The 13,623-nt window shown below is 60.8% G+C and carries 12 protein-coding genes; 9 read left to right on the forward strand and 3 right to left on the reverse strand.

What is annotated here, in order from left to right; translation table 11 throughout:
* Positions 1-5 precede the first annotated feature (5 nt).
* From OO25_RS19795 to OO25_RS19805, 3 genes are read left to right on the forward strand one after another with little or no spacing between them, the layout of a single operon-like run.
* Positions 6-785 carry a transporter substrate-binding domain-containing protein gene (locus tag OO25_RS19795; protein WP_082035375.1) on the forward strand — a complete coding sequence of 260 codons (780 nt, stop codon included), beginning with the start codon at positions 6-8 and terminating at the stop codon, positions 783-785.
* Between the two features lie 9 nt (positions 786-794).
* Positions 795-1,547, forward strand: a complete 753-nt coding sequence (locus tag OO25_RS19800) for an ABC transporter permease (protein ID WP_040169695.1) — start codon at positions 795-797, stop codon at positions 1,545-1,547.
* Positions 1,544-2,320, forward strand: a complete 777-nt coding sequence (locus tag OO25_RS19805) for an ABC transporter permease (RefSeq protein WP_040182328.1) — start codon at positions 1,544-1,546, stop codon at positions 2,318-2,320. Before OO25_RS19800 ends, OO25_RS19805 begins: the two co-directional genes overlap by 4 nt.
* A gap of 82 nt (positions 2,321-2,402) precedes the next feature.
* Here the strand turns inward: OO25_RS19805 and OO25_RS19810 are convergent, their stop codons facing one another.
* Positions 2,403-3,086 (reverse strand): DnaA N-terminal domain-containing protein, encoded by a 684-nt coding sequence (locus OO25_RS19810; protein ID WP_040169699.1) that lies wholly within the window; start codon positions 3,084-3,086, stop codon positions 2,403-2,405.
* 571 nt (positions 3,087-3,657) lie between these two features.
* Between OO25_RS19810 and OO25_RS19815 the strand changes: the two genes are divergently transcribed.
* The 3 genes from OO25_RS19815 to OO25_RS19825 all read left to right on the forward strand — a co-directional run bounded on the left by OO25_RS19815 (position 3,658) and on the right by OO25_RS19825 (position 7,838).
* Positions 3,658-4,962, forward strand: a complete 1,305-nt coding sequence (locus OO25_RS19815) for an AAA family ATPase (protein WP_040169701.1) — start codon at positions 3,658-3,660, stop codon at positions 4,960-4,962.
* Positions 4,959-6,101, forward strand: a complete 1,143-nt coding sequence (locus OO25_RS19820) for a ParB N-terminal domain-containing protein (RefSeq protein ID WP_040182329.1) — start codon at positions 4,959-4,961, stop codon at positions 6,099-6,101. The genes OO25_RS19815 and OO25_RS19820 overlap by 4 nt, the downstream gene beginning before the upstream one ends.
* Positions 6,102-6,539: 438 nt before the next feature.
* Positions 6,540-7,838, forward strand: coding sequence for a family 16 glycosylhydrolase (locus OO25_RS19825; protein ID WP_040182500.1), 1,299 nt, complete (start codon positions 6,540-6,542; stop codon positions 7,836-7,838).
* 34 nt (positions 7,839-7,872) lie between these two features.
* On the opposite strand, the gene OO25_RS19830 is transcribed toward OO25_RS19825, so the two are convergent.
* A complete protein-coding gene (locus OO25_RS19830) occupies positions 7,873-8,787 on the reverse strand; it encodes a sulfotransferase domain-containing protein (RefSeq protein WP_040182330.1) in 915 nt (304 codons plus the stop codon).
* A 184-nt stretch (positions 8,788-8,971) separates the two neighbouring features.
* Between OO25_RS19830 and OO25_RS19835 the strand changes: the two genes are divergently transcribed.
* Genes OO25_RS19835 through OO25_RS19845 form a run of 3 tightly spaced genes read left to right on the forward strand, consistent with a single transcriptional unit; the run spans position 8,972 to position 12,822 of the window.
* Positions 8,972-10,237: a glycosyltransferase family 2 protein gene (locus tag OO25_RS19835; protein WP_242407081.1), complete on the forward strand. Its 1,266-nt coding sequence runs from the start codon at positions 8,972-8,974 to the stop codon at positions 10,235-10,237.
* On the forward strand, positions 10,230-11,546 hold the full coding sequence (locus OO25_RS19840) for a glycosyltransferase (RefSeq protein ID WP_040182332.1): 1,317 nt from the start codon (positions 10,230-10,232) through the stop codon (positions 11,544-11,546). Before OO25_RS19835 ends, OO25_RS19840 begins: the two co-directional genes overlap by 8 nt.
* Positions 11,530-12,822: an O-antigen ligase gene (locus OO25_RS19845; protein ID WP_040182334.1), complete on the forward strand. Its 1,293-nt coding sequence runs from the start codon at positions 11,530-11,532 to the stop codon at positions 12,820-12,822. Before OO25_RS19840 ends, OO25_RS19845 begins: the two co-directional genes overlap by 17 nt.
* Here the strand turns inward: OO25_RS19845 and OO25_RS19850 are convergent, their stop codons facing one another.
* Complete coding sequence (locus tag OO25_RS19850; RefSeq protein ID WP_040182335.1) at positions 12,823-13,617, reverse strand: hypothetical protein; 795 nt, start codon at positions 13,615-13,617, stop codon at positions 12,823-12,825.
* Positions 13,618-13,623: the final 6 nt, after the last annotated feature.

Consider the following 13,623-nt stretch of genomic DNA (forward strand, 5'->3'; position numbering starts at 1 on the left):
CAGTTATGTCCATGATATCAAATCTCAAATCCACAGTCCTCGCTGCTGCGACCGTGGCTGCAACCTGTGCCGTTGCGCAGGCAGAGCCGGTCAAGATCGGTGTGGCCGCAGAACCCTATCCGCCCTTTGCCTCACTGGATTCCTCCGGTCAGTGGGTGGGCTGGGAGATCGACGTGATCAATGCAGTCTGCGCCGCGGCTGAGATGGAGTGTGTCATTACTCCTGTGGCCTGGGACGGCATCATTCCCTCCCTCACCGGCCAGCAGATCGACGCCATCATGGCCTCCATGTCGATCACCGAAGAACGGCTGAAAACCATCGACTTCTCGGATCCCTACTACAACACCCCGGCGGTGATCGTGGCGGATAAGTCGATGGACATCGAACCGACACCGGAATCACTGGCGGGCAAAGTTGTTGGCATTCAGGCCTCCACCATTCACCAGACCTATGCACAGGAATACTTCAAAGATTCCGAGCTGCGCGTCTATCAGACCCAGGATGAGGCCAATCAGGATCTCTTTGCCGGTCGCATCGACGCCACCCAGGCCGACAGTATCGCCATGGCGGACTTTGTCGGCTCCGATGCCGGTGGCTGCTGCGAGATCAAGGGCCCCGTCGCCAATGATGAAGCGATCCTCGGCAAAGGTGTCGGCGCCGGCGTGCGCAAGGGCGACAGCGATGTTCTGGCAGCCCTCAACAAGGGGATCGCGGCAATCCTGGCCGACGGCACCCATGCCGAGATCACCTCGAAGTATTTCACGACCAGCATCTACTCCGAGTAAGGACATAACGTGACCGGACTCCTCGACCTGTTTGGTCTGGCCGAGAGCGCGCAGCTGTTGTCGCTCTCGCCGCCGGGATGGGGGGGCAACCTGTTGCGGGGCCTCGCCAATTCGCTCCAGATCGCCCTTGGGGCTTTTGGTATGGGGCTGATCATCGGGCTTTTCGGGGCCTACGGAAAACTTTATGGCGGGCCGATCCTTCGCGATCTGCTCGCCATTTACACCACTGTGATCCGCGCCGTGCCTGAACTGGTGCTGATCCTGATCCTCTATTACGTCGGCACCGATCTGATCAACAAAATCGCCGGCAGTTTCGGCTACGGTCGGGTGGAAATCAGCGGGATTGTGGCGGGCATCTGGGTGCTTGGCATTGTGCAGGGCGCCTATGCCACTGAGGTGCTGCGCGGCGCCATCAAGGCGGTGCCTCCTGGTCAAATTGAGGCGGCACGGTCTTACGGGATGCCACCGTTCATGACCATGCGCCGGGTGACCATCCCTGCAATGATGAGCTTTGCGACGCCGGGATTGGCCAATCTTTGGCTAATCGCCACCAAGGATACCGCCCTGCTGGCCATCGTCGGCTTTGCCGAGCTGACCCTGGAAACCCGACAGGCCGCCAGCAGTACGCGCGCTTATTTCACGTTCTTCCTCGCGGCCGGAGCGCTCTACCTGATGGTAACGCTCTGTTCGGGCGTGATTTTCGGCTGGATCGAACGCTGGGCAAGGCGCGGCCAGCCCTCGCTCCGGGAGGGTCGCCAATGACCGCCTTGAAATCTCTGATGAAGCCTCATCGGCTGGTTCTGATGGCCCTGATCGCTGCCTTGGTGGTCTGGTGTGCGATGTCGTTGCGCTGGGATTGGATTCCGGCCTATGCGCCGCTGGCACTGGAAGGGTTGTGGACCACTATCTGGATCCTTGTGGTCACCAGCATTCTTGGCTTTGCACTGGCGGTGCCTCTTGGCCTCGCCCAGGCCGTTGGACCGTGGTATCTCTCAACGCCCGCGCGCATTTTCTGCACGGTCATCCGCGGCACGCCGTTGTTGTTGCAGATCTGGCTGCTTTACTACGGGCTAGGCTCGCTGTTTCCACAATTCCCCTGGATCCGCTCCAGCGAGCTGTGGCCTTACCTGCGACAGGCCTGGCCTTATGCCGTTCTGGCGCTCACACTCTCCTACGCCGGTTACGAGGGCGAAGTAATGCGTGGCGCCTTCTCTGGTGTGGCCAAGGGGCAGCTGGAGGCAGCCAAGGCTTACGGGATGCCTCGTCTGACCATGTTCCGCCGGATCTGGCTGCCGCAGGCTGTCCGCAACGTTCTGCCTACGCTTGGCGGTGAAACCATCCTGCAGCTGAAGGCAACGCCGCTGGTGGCAACCATCACCGTTCTGGACATTTACGCGGTCTCCTCTCGGGTGCGGTCGGATACATTCATCGTCTATGAGCCGCTGTTGCTGCTGGCGTTGGTCTATATGGCCATCGCAGGGGTGATCACACTGGCCTTCAAACGATTTGAGGATCGGGTGCCACAGCGCCGCTGAGAACCCCCACGCCGTTAATCTCACAGCCTCCGAGCCGCCGCTTGGGGGCTGTTTTTCGTCGCGGAGCCTCGTGCCCACATTACTAGGATAGGATCGTCAGCTGATCCACATCCGCATCGATATCATGACAGGCGGCCAGCAGCCGCTCTTGCAGATGTGCGGTGACATAGTTGCCGTGAAACCGGCTTGGTGCGCGCAGGATCAGCCGACCCCCTGCCCTGCTCTCCCTGCTGAGTGCTTGTATCCATGCCGAATAGGTGGCCGGGTCTTCCTGATGCAAAACCGCCTTCGCCAGGCTCCACTCACTGCCATCGCTGATATCTGGCGCGGGTGCCGCTGTTCCTGTCATCAAAGGAACCACGTTTTTCTCGGGCGCGTCGCTGCCACGCATCCGGTGATCAAAATCAGGGCCAACTGCCGCCCAGCATCCGCGGGTGTCCGTCAGGATACACTCTAGATCAAACCCATATTCGGTGACCCGCCCGCGCGCGCCCTGCCGTTTGACCACCAGCCAGCCAAGGGCGCGTAACTTGGCCATCTCCCGCTTCACTGTGCGTTCATCGACGGACCACATCCGGGCAATCTCGCGTTGCCCGACCGCCAGTTCATTGCGTTGCCAATTATAGCGTGCAGTCATCAGGGTCATGAAACGCAGAACCAGACGCTGGGGCCCCTTCTCCAGCGAGAGAGCATAGGTCCCCAACGCAGTGAGGATATCATATTTTAACGCCGCGGCCTGTCGCCCGACGGGTTTACTGGCAAGCATGGCTGCCCTCTTGTCTCCATCCGTTCTTGGATGGCTGCCTCTGTCGTCTCATGTTTGCCATGAGATCCTGTTGATCTTGGTCGGGGTCATGTGGTGCAGCTAGCAGCGATTATCGATGAAGCCTGACCCGAACTCAACGTTTTTAAGTTGGTGTACCTGATTTGCGTCCAGAGATGCGATTCTGTCAAGAGCGCTGTTGTTTGCCTCTCGATCCCAATCCCATTTTTGAGTCAAAAATTGGTATTCATGGTATTGGGTGACAACTTGGACGTCCCCTATTAGGGCGAAAATGTCCCCCTATATGCAGCGGTGCTCAATATCACGTCCCCCTATATCGGCGAAGGAAACGCCAATTATCGTCCATGCGCGGCACCCACCACCGAATCGCATGCGCCCTGAAAAACAAGGGGTTTGCCTATCTTTCATCGCAGGCGGTCCCCGCGGGGACAGGACGCTCATTCGGACAATAATAGCTTTTGCGTTTTTTGCAAATTCGGCGTAAACCGATTTTCAGGTAGGAAAAGCGTCCGCTAGATCAAAAAGGGCGCACTACAAAGATCGAGGAGCAGAGATGTTTACCCATCAAGACCTGGCAGACATGCAGGCACAATCGCTGAAAATGCAGAGTTGGATCCGACAGCAGACCTTCTCTCCCAAGATGGAAAAGACGCTGCGGCGGTTCTCCAGCTGGGAGGTGGCCGAGCTGATCTTTAAGGTGAACCAGTCCACCTTGCGCGGCCGTCTAGCAGCAGACCCCAGTCTGCCGCAGGGCCATGTCGAGGAAGACGGCCGCCAGCGCTGGTATTCGCTGGAGGAGATCAATGAGCTGCGCCGCCGCTTGAAGGTGAACCGCAAGTCGTTGATGCCCGAACGTCCCGCCGGAAAGCGGGCGCTGCGGGTGGCGATCTCCAACTTCAAAGGGGGCGCCGGCAAATCCACCGTAGCGCTGCATTTCGCCCATGCCGCCGCCTTGGACGGGTACCGTGTGCTCTGTGTTGATTTCGATCCGCAGGCCACGCTCTCCCATTCCATGGGGCTGAGTGATGTGACGGAGGATTATACAGTCTGGGGCATCATGGCGCGCGATCTGGTGCGCGAGACTGAGCGTATGAACGCCAGCACCCGTGGCGCGGAGTCCGGGGCTGCCCTGCCCGAACGCCGACTGCCGGAGGCCATCACCGGCATGGGGCTTCAGGATCTGCGGATCAGCGACTTTGTTAAACCCACCAGCTGGCCCACGATTGATGTGATCCCCAGCTGCGCCAATGCCGCCTTTGTGGAATTTGCCTCTGCCCAGTACCGACACCTCAATCCTGAGTGGTCTTTTTTTGCGGCGGTGTCGCGCTATCTCGATCAGCTGCCGTCAGAAGATTATGACATGATGATCTTCGATTGCCCGCCCGCGATTGGCTACCAGTCAATGAATGCGGTTTTTGCAGCAGACATGCTCTATATCCCGTCGGGTCCTGGTTACTGGGAATATGACTCCACGACCTCCTTCATCGGTCAGCTCTCCGAGGCGCTGGAGGATCTCTCTGCCTTCAATGGCGTTGTCCCCGCGGGGACGTTCAGCCTGCCGAAGGTGTTTCAGGAGGTGCGCTTTCTGCTCACCCGCTATGAATCCGGCAATGATCTGCACCGGGCAATGCGCGACGCATTTGTGAAGGTGTTTGGCGACAGGATGACGGAGCACCCGATCGAGATGACCCGCGCGGTGGAGCAATCGGGACGCTTCCTGAGCTCAATCTATGAGATCGACTATCGGGATATGACGCGGGAAACCTGGCGGCGCGCGCGCGCCTCGTTTGATCAGGCTTACATGGAATTCAAGGATAACGCCCTGACCGCATGGGCCCAGTTGGAGGATGAGGCATGAGCAAACGCAGAATGTTCGACATCGATTTTCCGTCGGAGCCCCCAGTCGCAAAACCAGAGGCCCCCTCCCCTGCCGCATCGGCCCCACTACCCGCAACCGGTGCGCCGGAGACGAAATCCGCCTTCCGCTCAGGCGAGGCCCGGCGCGGGCCGATGGCTACAGCGATCAGCGAAAACGCCGATGCGTTGCGGACGCGGGCTGAGGTGGAGCAGAATATCCGCGCCGAGAATGACCGGCTGGCGCATGAGTTTGTGCGGCTCAAGACGCTTGGCCTTGTGGTCGACCGGATCCCGCTGGATCAGATTTCCACCAGCAAGCTAATCCGCGACCGGGCCGTCAACCGGGATCCTGATCTGCAAGAGTTGAAAGAGTCTATTCGCGATCTCGGCCTTTCCAATCCGATCCGGGTTGAGGAAGACGGCGATGGGTATCAGCTGGTTCAGGGGTTTCGCCGCCTGTCAGCCTATCGCGCGCTCTATGAGGAAACCGGGGATGAGCAGTTCAGGTTGATCCCGGCAGGCCTAGTTGCACGGGGAGAGACACTGCAAGGTCTCTACCGCCGGATGGTGGATGAAAACCTCGTGCGGCGGGATATCTCTTTTGCCGAGATGGCACAGTTGGCGCTGTCTTATGCGCAGGATCCTGAGACCGGTTCAGACTCTGTAGAAGAGTCTGTTGCGCTGCTTTATGCCTCGGCAGGGAGACAGAAGCGGAGCTATATTCGTCACTTCGCGGAGCTGCTGGAGCTGATTGGAGCAGAGCTGTCTTTTGCCGAAGCCATCCCGCGGGCGCTGGGGCTGGATCTGAAAAAACACCTCGTGGAAACCCCATCCGCCTTGCCTGCGCTCAAACAGCGCCTGCGCGAGCGGAGCTTCTCAAGTGCCGAGGAAGAACTGTCGCTGCTCCGCCAAGCGTTGAAGACACCGGCCTCCGACGTAACGGAAGCCACCACCAGCCAGCGGGCTGGCATGGCCAAAACGACGCTGCGCTGCACTGTCCCTGCGGGGACAGTGCGCTGCCTTGCGCGGGATGGCCGTATAGAAATGGCGATGGAGCGTGATTTCTCAGCGGTTGACCAGCGCCGCTTAGAGACTGCGATCAGCGCGTTTTTTGACGCTTTGGATGGTGAGAATAGTTAGGCCCACTTATTGGTAGAAGCTGCGCCCAGATAAGCGCGGAACAGAGGCTGTCCCAGTGGGGCAGCCTTTTTTCTTTTCAAGCCGTTAAGATATGAATACACATTAACCTTACCCGTTTCGCTGCCGATACGGGTCAATCATGTTGAGTGTCCCCACGGGGACAGAGAGGTCGCGATACGGGTGCCGCCGGACTATCACCGGTGGTGCATCGGGGGATGCGCTGTGTCGGGACTACCGGGCTGTCTATTGGGCGGTCCCGCTGCGCTGTGCAATTCGACTAAAAAGCAACCCTCTAAAACTGTTCTTGAGTTTGCGTTAAACTGTATGAATGGGGCCTTAATGCGCGATAATTAAGGCACAATCCTGCCATCGTTCGCCCCGAGAACCAAACCCAAGGCAACGCCGCCACACGCGGCACGAAGGTTTGGAGTGATCGATATGGCATCAACCGATAGCGCGCAGGCAGACGTGACCCCAACGGTGGATCTGCGGGTTCCGGGTCAGGTCCGCGATGACGACGACTGGCTGGTGTCGACCTGGAACGCAGGACAATCACGGGACACCAAGTGGTCGCAGGACAATGTGCAGATCAATGCTGAGGGCGCGGTTGAGCTGCATCTGACATCTGAGAATGGCGCGGATGAGCGGACCTTCACCGGTGGGGAGATGCAATCCGAGGCCGCCCATGAGACCGGCACCTGGAGCTGGACAGCGCAGGCGCCGCAGATGCAGGACGGTACGGTTTTTGGCATGTTTCTCTATCAGGAGGACTATCGCAATGACCGTTGGCTGGAGTTCGATTTCGAATTTGTCGGCGCTAACACCCGTCAGGCGCAACTGAGCATTCATATGGAAGCAGAGGATGGCAGCCGCGTGCGTCTCGCGGACGCCCCTGCGGGGCCACTGGTTGTCGACCTTGGGTTTGACGCGGCGGCGGGGCTGCACACCTACGAGATTGAGCTGACAGGTACAGGCGCGATTTTCCGGGTGGATGGCAAGGTTCTTGCCGATCTGAGCGGTGCCGATATGCCGGGGGGGCTGTGGTATTCCGGCGCGGTCAAGAGCTTTGCGGACCTCTGGGCTGTGTCGGAAAATCAGGCGGCATGGGCTGGGACTCCAGACCCGGACGCGCCGCCCTTGGTTGCCGTGATTACCGATGTGTCCCTGCCGGGACAGGAACGGGACGGTTCGCCCAACTTCGCAACCGAGCAGGAGGGGACCGATCAGGCAGAGGATCTGTTTGGCGGCGATGGCGCCGACCTGATCCACGGCGGCGCCGGAGCGGATCAACTGGTCGGCAACAGTGGCGCAGATCATCTCTACGGGGATAAAGGCCGTGATATTCTACGCGGCAAAGGGGGCGATGATTTCCTATTTGGGGGGCGCGGCAAGGATCGTCTGGCCGGTGGCGGTGGAGAGGATGTTCTGGATGGCGGTATCGGTCGCGATCAGCTGCGGGGCGGGGGTGGTGCTGATACTTTTATCTTCAGCCAGGGCGGCCCTGCCGACCGGGTCAATGATTTCACCCTGTCCCACGGGGACACTTTGGATCTGACCCGGTTCGACCTTGATGGCGCAGAACAGCTGCGCTGGCTGGATGGGGAACGCGGCCGTGGGACACGCGACCTTTTGCAAGTCGAGGGAGAAGATGGCTGGATTAATGTTGCGGTGATTGATGACAGGGGAGAGGCGCTGACGCTGGATCTGCTTATTGCGCAGGACGCTATCCTGTTCTGATCAAGACGCAATGTACAGGTGTGTACATTGCTGTTTAGCGTTGCAAGGCATGCCAGCTTTCCCAGGGCAGGCTGTCACGTTCCAACAGCGCTGGGAGCTGACGCAGGTCATCTGCGAAATAGGTCCGCAGCGTGGCGATGTCGCTGTCCCGGAGGGGCGGCACCACTTCGCGCATATTCTGGCTGTTGGCGCGCAGCAGAGCCGACACCGGGCCGGTGGATTTCAGCCGTGCCAGACCATCCTCAAGCCCCGCCTTGCGCAGTTGATCCCCCCCCGCACGAAGCGCGCGGCGCAGGGTCGGCAGGCGGGGGCGGTCACTCTCGTTCCGGCGTTCGTGCAACACCGGTGAGACATGGCTGTCGTCCAGCCCGGCAAAGCGATAGACCTTCTGCGCGGCGGCAACCGGGTCCGCGCTGATCTCCTCTGCCAGCATCACCAAGACACGGTCGCGGCCAAGGGCGGCTAGCCAGCGGCCCAGATGACGGCTGTAGAGACCCTGTTCCAGATAGGCCGGATTGTTGGCCAGCCCCTCATGAAAGGGGAGGGGAGGGATGTGGCCATTGATCACCTCATGCAGGTGATTGGAATAGGCACGGGCCACCGGGTCACGCAGCAGGCAGACAATCTTGATCTCGGGATCGAAAGCGTTCAGCCGGCCGGGGCAGCGTGGGTCGTAGAAATAGGAGGGAGAGGCCTCGAACCTGACGGGCTTGTCGGCGCCATGGGCGAAATGGCTGCGATACCATTGATAGCCGCGATCGAAATAGGCGCTGAAGAAATCCAGTTCCTTCGGGTCAGACACGGCGGCGTCCGGATGGGCGCCAAGGGCGGCATGGATGAAGGTGGAGGCACATTTTTGTGCGCCGATCCCCACCAAGGTTGGACCGATCCGCGAATCTCCCGCACTTGTCTGGTGGTCGCCCTGTGGCGCTGCGGGTGTGGCGGTCATGGCGGGTCTTTCCGAAGGGGCGGCAGTTGCGCTTTGGCGTCTCTTGGCCGTCAGTCTTAGCAGTTTGAGGACACCGTGCCACGGGAAATGCCCGCCGAACCATGATCCGGGCAGGTCTGCCTTCGGATCTGGTCTCGTTGCGGCTCGGCGTGTTAGACATGTTCGGGGCAGAATGGGCAGGCTAATGCAGGAACCGGCGGGGCAGGGGCGGTTGATTTCGATCATCATGGCCAATCATCAGGGCGCGCGCTACCTGCGTCCTGCGCTGGCGTCTGTGCTGGCGCAAACGCACGATGACTGGGAGTTGATCGTGGCGGACGACGGCTCCAGCGATGGATCGGTTGAGATCCTGCAAGACGCGGCTGCGCAGGACGACCGCGTGCGGGTGCTGTTGTGGGAGACCTCAAGCGGACCTGCCGCTGCGCGTAATCGGGCACTGGCTGCTGCGCGCGGGGCATGGGTGGCCATCTGCGATTCCGACGACATCATGCACCCGGACCGGCTGCGGCGCCTTCTGTTGGCGGCTAAGAGGCTGGGCGCCGATGCGGTGGCCGATGATATGATCCATTTTGCAACCGAGCCGATGGATGCGCCGCGCAGCGTTTTCGGACCGGAGCCGCAGGACCTGCCGCGCCAGATCGGCCCGGCGGATATGCTGCGGGTGCCTGAGCCGGGAGAGGCTGGCGCGCAGCTGGGCTATATCAAGCCGTTGATCCGACGCGAGACGCTGGGGACGCTGCGCTATGATGAAACGCTGACGATTGGTGAGGATCAGGATCTCTATCTGCGGCTGTTGCTGCAGGGGCGACGTCTGTGGTTGCTGCCAGAGGCGCTATATCTCTATCGGCGGCATCCGCAGTCCTTGTCTCATCGCTCCAGTCGGGCCCATGTCGAGGCGTCGCTTGCGGCGTTGGAGGGTTTGAGTGATCGATTGCAGTTCGATCAACACACTGAAATAACAAGTATTTTAAACCACCGGCGGCGGGCTTTACAGCGGCGGTTGTCCTTTGAAACGCTGGCAGAGGACCTGAGGGAACGTCGATTGGCATCTGCTGCGGCACAGTTGTTGCGGGATCCGTCTCTGGTCTCGCAATTGGCGCGGGTGGCCTTGGCCAAGGCCCGCGGTTTCAAGCCCGGTCAAGAGGCTGAGCGGGCATCTGACGCATCGGCGGAGGTGGTGCATCTGATCGGACCTGATGGGGCTGACACTGCGCTGATGGGGGAGGGTGCGGGCACGCGGATCGCGGTCCCGATGCCGGAGGAAGATGGCAGCCACAGCGCGTTTTGGGCTGATCTGTGCCATCGCGCATCACGGGGCGCGCTGACACTGACCTATGGCGACGCTGCGGGAGTGTCGGCGGCCTGGCGGGTTCCCGCGGCGGTGCATATCCGGGCGCGCTGTCCTGTGGTGTCTGATCTCCCGCCACCCAAGGGTCAGTGTGATGGCTGACCGGCGGCCGCAGGTTTCGGTGATCATGGCCAGCCGCAATGCTGTGGGGCATCTGCCCTTGGCCATTGGGGCGGTGTTGGCGCAGACGCTGACAGATCTGGAGCTGATTATTGTCGATGACGCCTCGGAGGATGACAGCTGGGCGCTGATCTGCGCGGCAGCGGCCACCGATCCGCGGATCCGGGCGCAGCGGCGGTCACATAGTGGCGGCCCGGCCATCGCCCGCAATGATGCGCTGGCGCTGGCGCGCGGGGAATGGGTTGCTGTTTGCGACAGCGACGACAGCCAGCACCCGCGACGGCTGGAAATGATGCTAAACGCGGCGCAGGATCTGGCGGCGGATGTGGTCGCTGACGATATGATCCTGTTTTCTGAGCAGCCTATGGCGCGGGGCGCGACGATATTGGGTCAGCACGCCCCGAAAGTGGCCCGGATGCTCAATCTGAAAGATCTGGTGCTGAGTGGTGTAGATCCTGAAGGTATCAGCCATATCGGATATCTCAAGCCCCTGATTAAAAAACGTTTTCTGAGCGAGTTGCGCTACGATCCACGGCTACGGATTGGAGAGGATCACGACCTCTATCTGCGGCTGGTGCTGGCTGGCGCGAAGATGTGGGTGCTGCCAATGGCGGCCTATCTCTATCGTCGCCATGCGGCCTCAACCTCCTATCGCAATGTGCCGGGGGATCTGGCGGCGCAGATTGATGTGCTGGACGATCTGGCGGCGCAGGCGGGCAACGAGGATCTGGCGACATTGGCGGATATCCGTCGGCGCGCCCTGTTGCGGCGCCATGCGCAGTTGGAGCTGGCATGGGATGTGCGGGCCGGTCACCTGATGCGGGCCCTGAGGCGCGTTGTGATGCGCCCTGATCACCTGCCTTGGCTGGCATCGGTAGTGCGCAATCGGGTGGAGCTGAAAATGCAGGCTGCTGCCTCGCGCCTGTGGCGACGCCCACAGAACTGGCGTTTTGGGCGCAGCAGCAATGGAGCAGGGGATCTGACATTGCCCATTGATGCGGACGGCGCACTGGACCTCAGCACTGCTGCGGCACCGGTCTGGGCGCGGATGTGTTGTGAGGCCTCCCGCAGGCCGGTGGAGGCCGAGGCGACGGATGCGCTGAGACAATCGGCGCTCTGGATGGTGCCAACTGTCCGGGCACTGGCAGCAGAGGCATCCGATGTTGCCAATGGGACGCGGGCGCAGAGCTCGGCATGTGCTATGGCTGGATTGGCAGACCCGGAGCGGGTAGCGGTGGAAAGCAGCGGACATCAACAGCACAGCGCAGGACCAGATGACACTGACGGTTGAGCCTCATCAGGACCCCCAGCGGCAGTCCGGGCCGGTGTCGGCGTCTGTGCTGCGGCGCGGGGCAGGGCGTTGGTGGCTGACGCGGGGCCATCTGCATATGGCCTATCTGATCCTTGCGGCCATGTCTGGCACCGGGGTGGTCTATCGGCTGGGGTTTCAATCGCCGGGCTGGATGGCGCTCTATGCGCTGACGATCCTGTGGTACCTGCGCGACTGGCGGCAGAGTGCTGCCATCCTGTGGCAGGCCTGGCCGGTGCTGATGCCCTGTGTCATCGCCATGGCTTCCACCCTGTGGAGCGTCAACCCGCCGGTTACCGCCTATCGCAGCTTTCAGCTGACGATGACGACGCTGATCGCGGTGCGCATTGCCTCCGCCATCCCAGCCCATCATACCATGATTGTGGTCAGCCTGACCTCGGCCGTCGGGGTGGCATTGTCCTATCTGAATTCCATCGTGACGTTTCTGTCGCCAGCGTTTCATCCCAATGGGGCGTTGAAGGGCATTTATATGCACAAAAATTCCCTCGCCAAGGCGACGGTGAATGCGGCGCATGGGCTGGTGACGCTGGGGTTCTATTGGCGGCTGTCTATATTGGGCATGCTGGCGGCGGCCCTGATGATCCCGGTGCTGGGCATGGCACAATCGGCTGGCGCTTATGTGACCTTTGCCATCTTGGCGATCTATGTGCCGGTGTTGTGGATCCGCCGCTGGGGCGGGACTGCGCGGCGGGTTGCGCTGCTGTTTTCGCTGATGGTGCTGTTTCTCGTGCCGCTCGCGATCTATATCTCAGGCATTGATGCGCTGGGGCTGCTGCTGGAGCGTTTGGGCAAGGACAGCACCCTGACCGGGCGCACGGTGATCTGGGCCTTTGGGCTGGAGGAAATCGCCAAAGCGCCGATTGGAGGCGTTGGGTTTGGGGCTTTCTGGTCGGTGCCGTCTTACGCGCGGCTTTATATTGAGGCCTATGTCGACGAGGGGCTTTACTGGTTCCACAACAGTTATATTGAGCTGATGGTCGGCAATGGCCTGTTGGGGGCGGTGACCTTCTTCGGTTTGTTGATCGCGGTCGTGATCCGCTGTTTCCGCTGGTATCTGCAGGACGGTAGCGTGACCTCCGGGTACTACCTGTTTTACGTGCTGATCAATCTGGTCGCGGCGCTGTCGGACAATGTGATTTATAACGAACATTCGATCCGGCATATGCTGATCGCCATGGCTTGGATCTATGCCGGGCGGGCGCTGGGGCGCTGGCGGGATGTACCGCCACGGATCTGATCAGGGGCGGGTGGCGTTGCCATTTGGGGCGGTGGTAGGTGCCTCATCAAGCGGCAGGCGCATCGCCGCCTCAAGTGCCGGATCAAGCTGAGCCCTGATCCAGGCGCGGTCATCCGGTGTGATCAGGTGGCCCGGTGTTTTTGGTTTTACATCGCGATTGGACCACGACCAGCCATAATGCCCCTGCGGGACCTCCAGCCGCGTGTTACGGGGCACCGGGCTTTCAGTAGCGATACGGGAAATGATCTCGTCTGGGTTTTGGCTGATGGCCGCATGGGTGGTGTAGAGCACGCGCGCGCCGCGCTGTGGCAGGGACAGGAGTGCCTCGGCCTTGGCCCGCCGCAAGGCCAGCAGATTGGGAAAAGGCGCGCCGGTGATCGGATGCAGATCCTGATTGAGTGGCTGGCCCTTGCAGGGGCTGGTCTTTGGTAGATCGAACCATGCAGGCACGTCGACTTCGCTGCGCCATTCGGTGCGGATGAATTCGGAGAAGGAGAGATCGCGCAGCTCAGGCACGCTGTGCCAGGGCTTGCCATACATGCTTTCGAGCCATTGGAACGGATCACGGAAGATCACCACATAGAGCACATCGGCAGGCAGTGCGATGAGGTTGGGGAACGCGTGTTTCCACATGTCATAGCGTGGGCGGGCTGCTGCGAAATTCTGCTGGATCAGTTGGTCAAGGAAATTGGTGCCGGAACAGCGTTCGCCCAGAACCTGATAGTTCAGGACCGGTTGGCCAAGGCCGCGGCGACTGGCGATGCGGGCCTTGCGCAGGAGGGAGGTGAGCTGCATCCAGTC

This window comes from Phaeobacter sp. S60 (genome assembly GCF_000826845.1).
Taxonomy (GTDB): Bacteria; Pseudomonadota; Alphaproteobacteria; order Rhodobacterales; family Rhodobacteraceae; genus Phaeobacter; species Phaeobacter piscinae.

What these genes read in the sequence shown, in the direction of transcription:
- OO25_RS19795 (WP_082035375.1), top strand. Translation starts at nt 6, where the DNA reads ATGTCCATGATATCAAATCTCAAATCCACAGTCCTCGCTGCTGCGACC.
- OO25_RS19805 (WP_040182328.1), top strand. Translation starts at nt 1,544, where the DNA reads ATGACCGCCTTGAAATCTCTGATGAAGCCTCATCGGCTGGTTCTGATG.
- OO25_RS19810 (WP_040169699.1), bottom strand. Translation starts at nt 3,086, where the DNA reads ATGCTTGCCAGTAAACCCGTCGGGCGACAGGCCGCGGCGTTAAAATAT.
- OO25_RS19815 (WP_040169701.1), top strand. Translation starts at nt 3,658, where the DNA reads ATGTTTACCCATCAAGACCTGGCAGACATGCAGGCACAATCGCTGAAA.
- OO25_RS19820 (WP_040182329.1), top strand. Translation starts at nt 4,959, where the DNA reads ATGAGCAAACGCAGAATGTTCGACATCGATTTTCCGTCGGAGCCCCCA.
- OO25_RS19825 (WP_040182500.1), top strand. Translation starts at nt 6,540, where the DNA reads ATGGCATCAACCGATAGCGCGCAGGCAGACGTGACCCCAACGGTGGAT.
- OO25_RS19830 (WP_040182330.1), bottom strand. Translation starts at nt 8,787, where the DNA reads ATGACCGCCACACCCGCAGCGCCACAGGGCGACCACCAGACAAGTGCG.
- OO25_RS19835 (WP_242407081.1), top strand. Translation starts at nt 8,972, where the DNA reads ATGCAGGAACCGGCGGGGCAGGGGCGGTTGATTTCGATCATCATGGCC.
- OO25_RS19840 (WP_040182332.1), top strand. Translation starts at nt 10,230, where the DNA reads ATGGCTGACCGGCGGCCGCAGGTTTCGGTGATCATGGCCAGCCGCAAT.
- OO25_RS19845 (WP_040182334.1), top strand. Translation starts at nt 11,530, where the DNA reads ATGACACTGACGGTTGAGCCTCATCAGGACCCCCAGCGGCAGTCCGGG.
- OO25_RS19850 (WP_040182335.1), bottom strand. Translation starts at nt 13,617, where the DNA reads ATGCAGCTCACCTCCCTCCTGCGCAAGGCCCGCATCGCCAGTCGCCGC.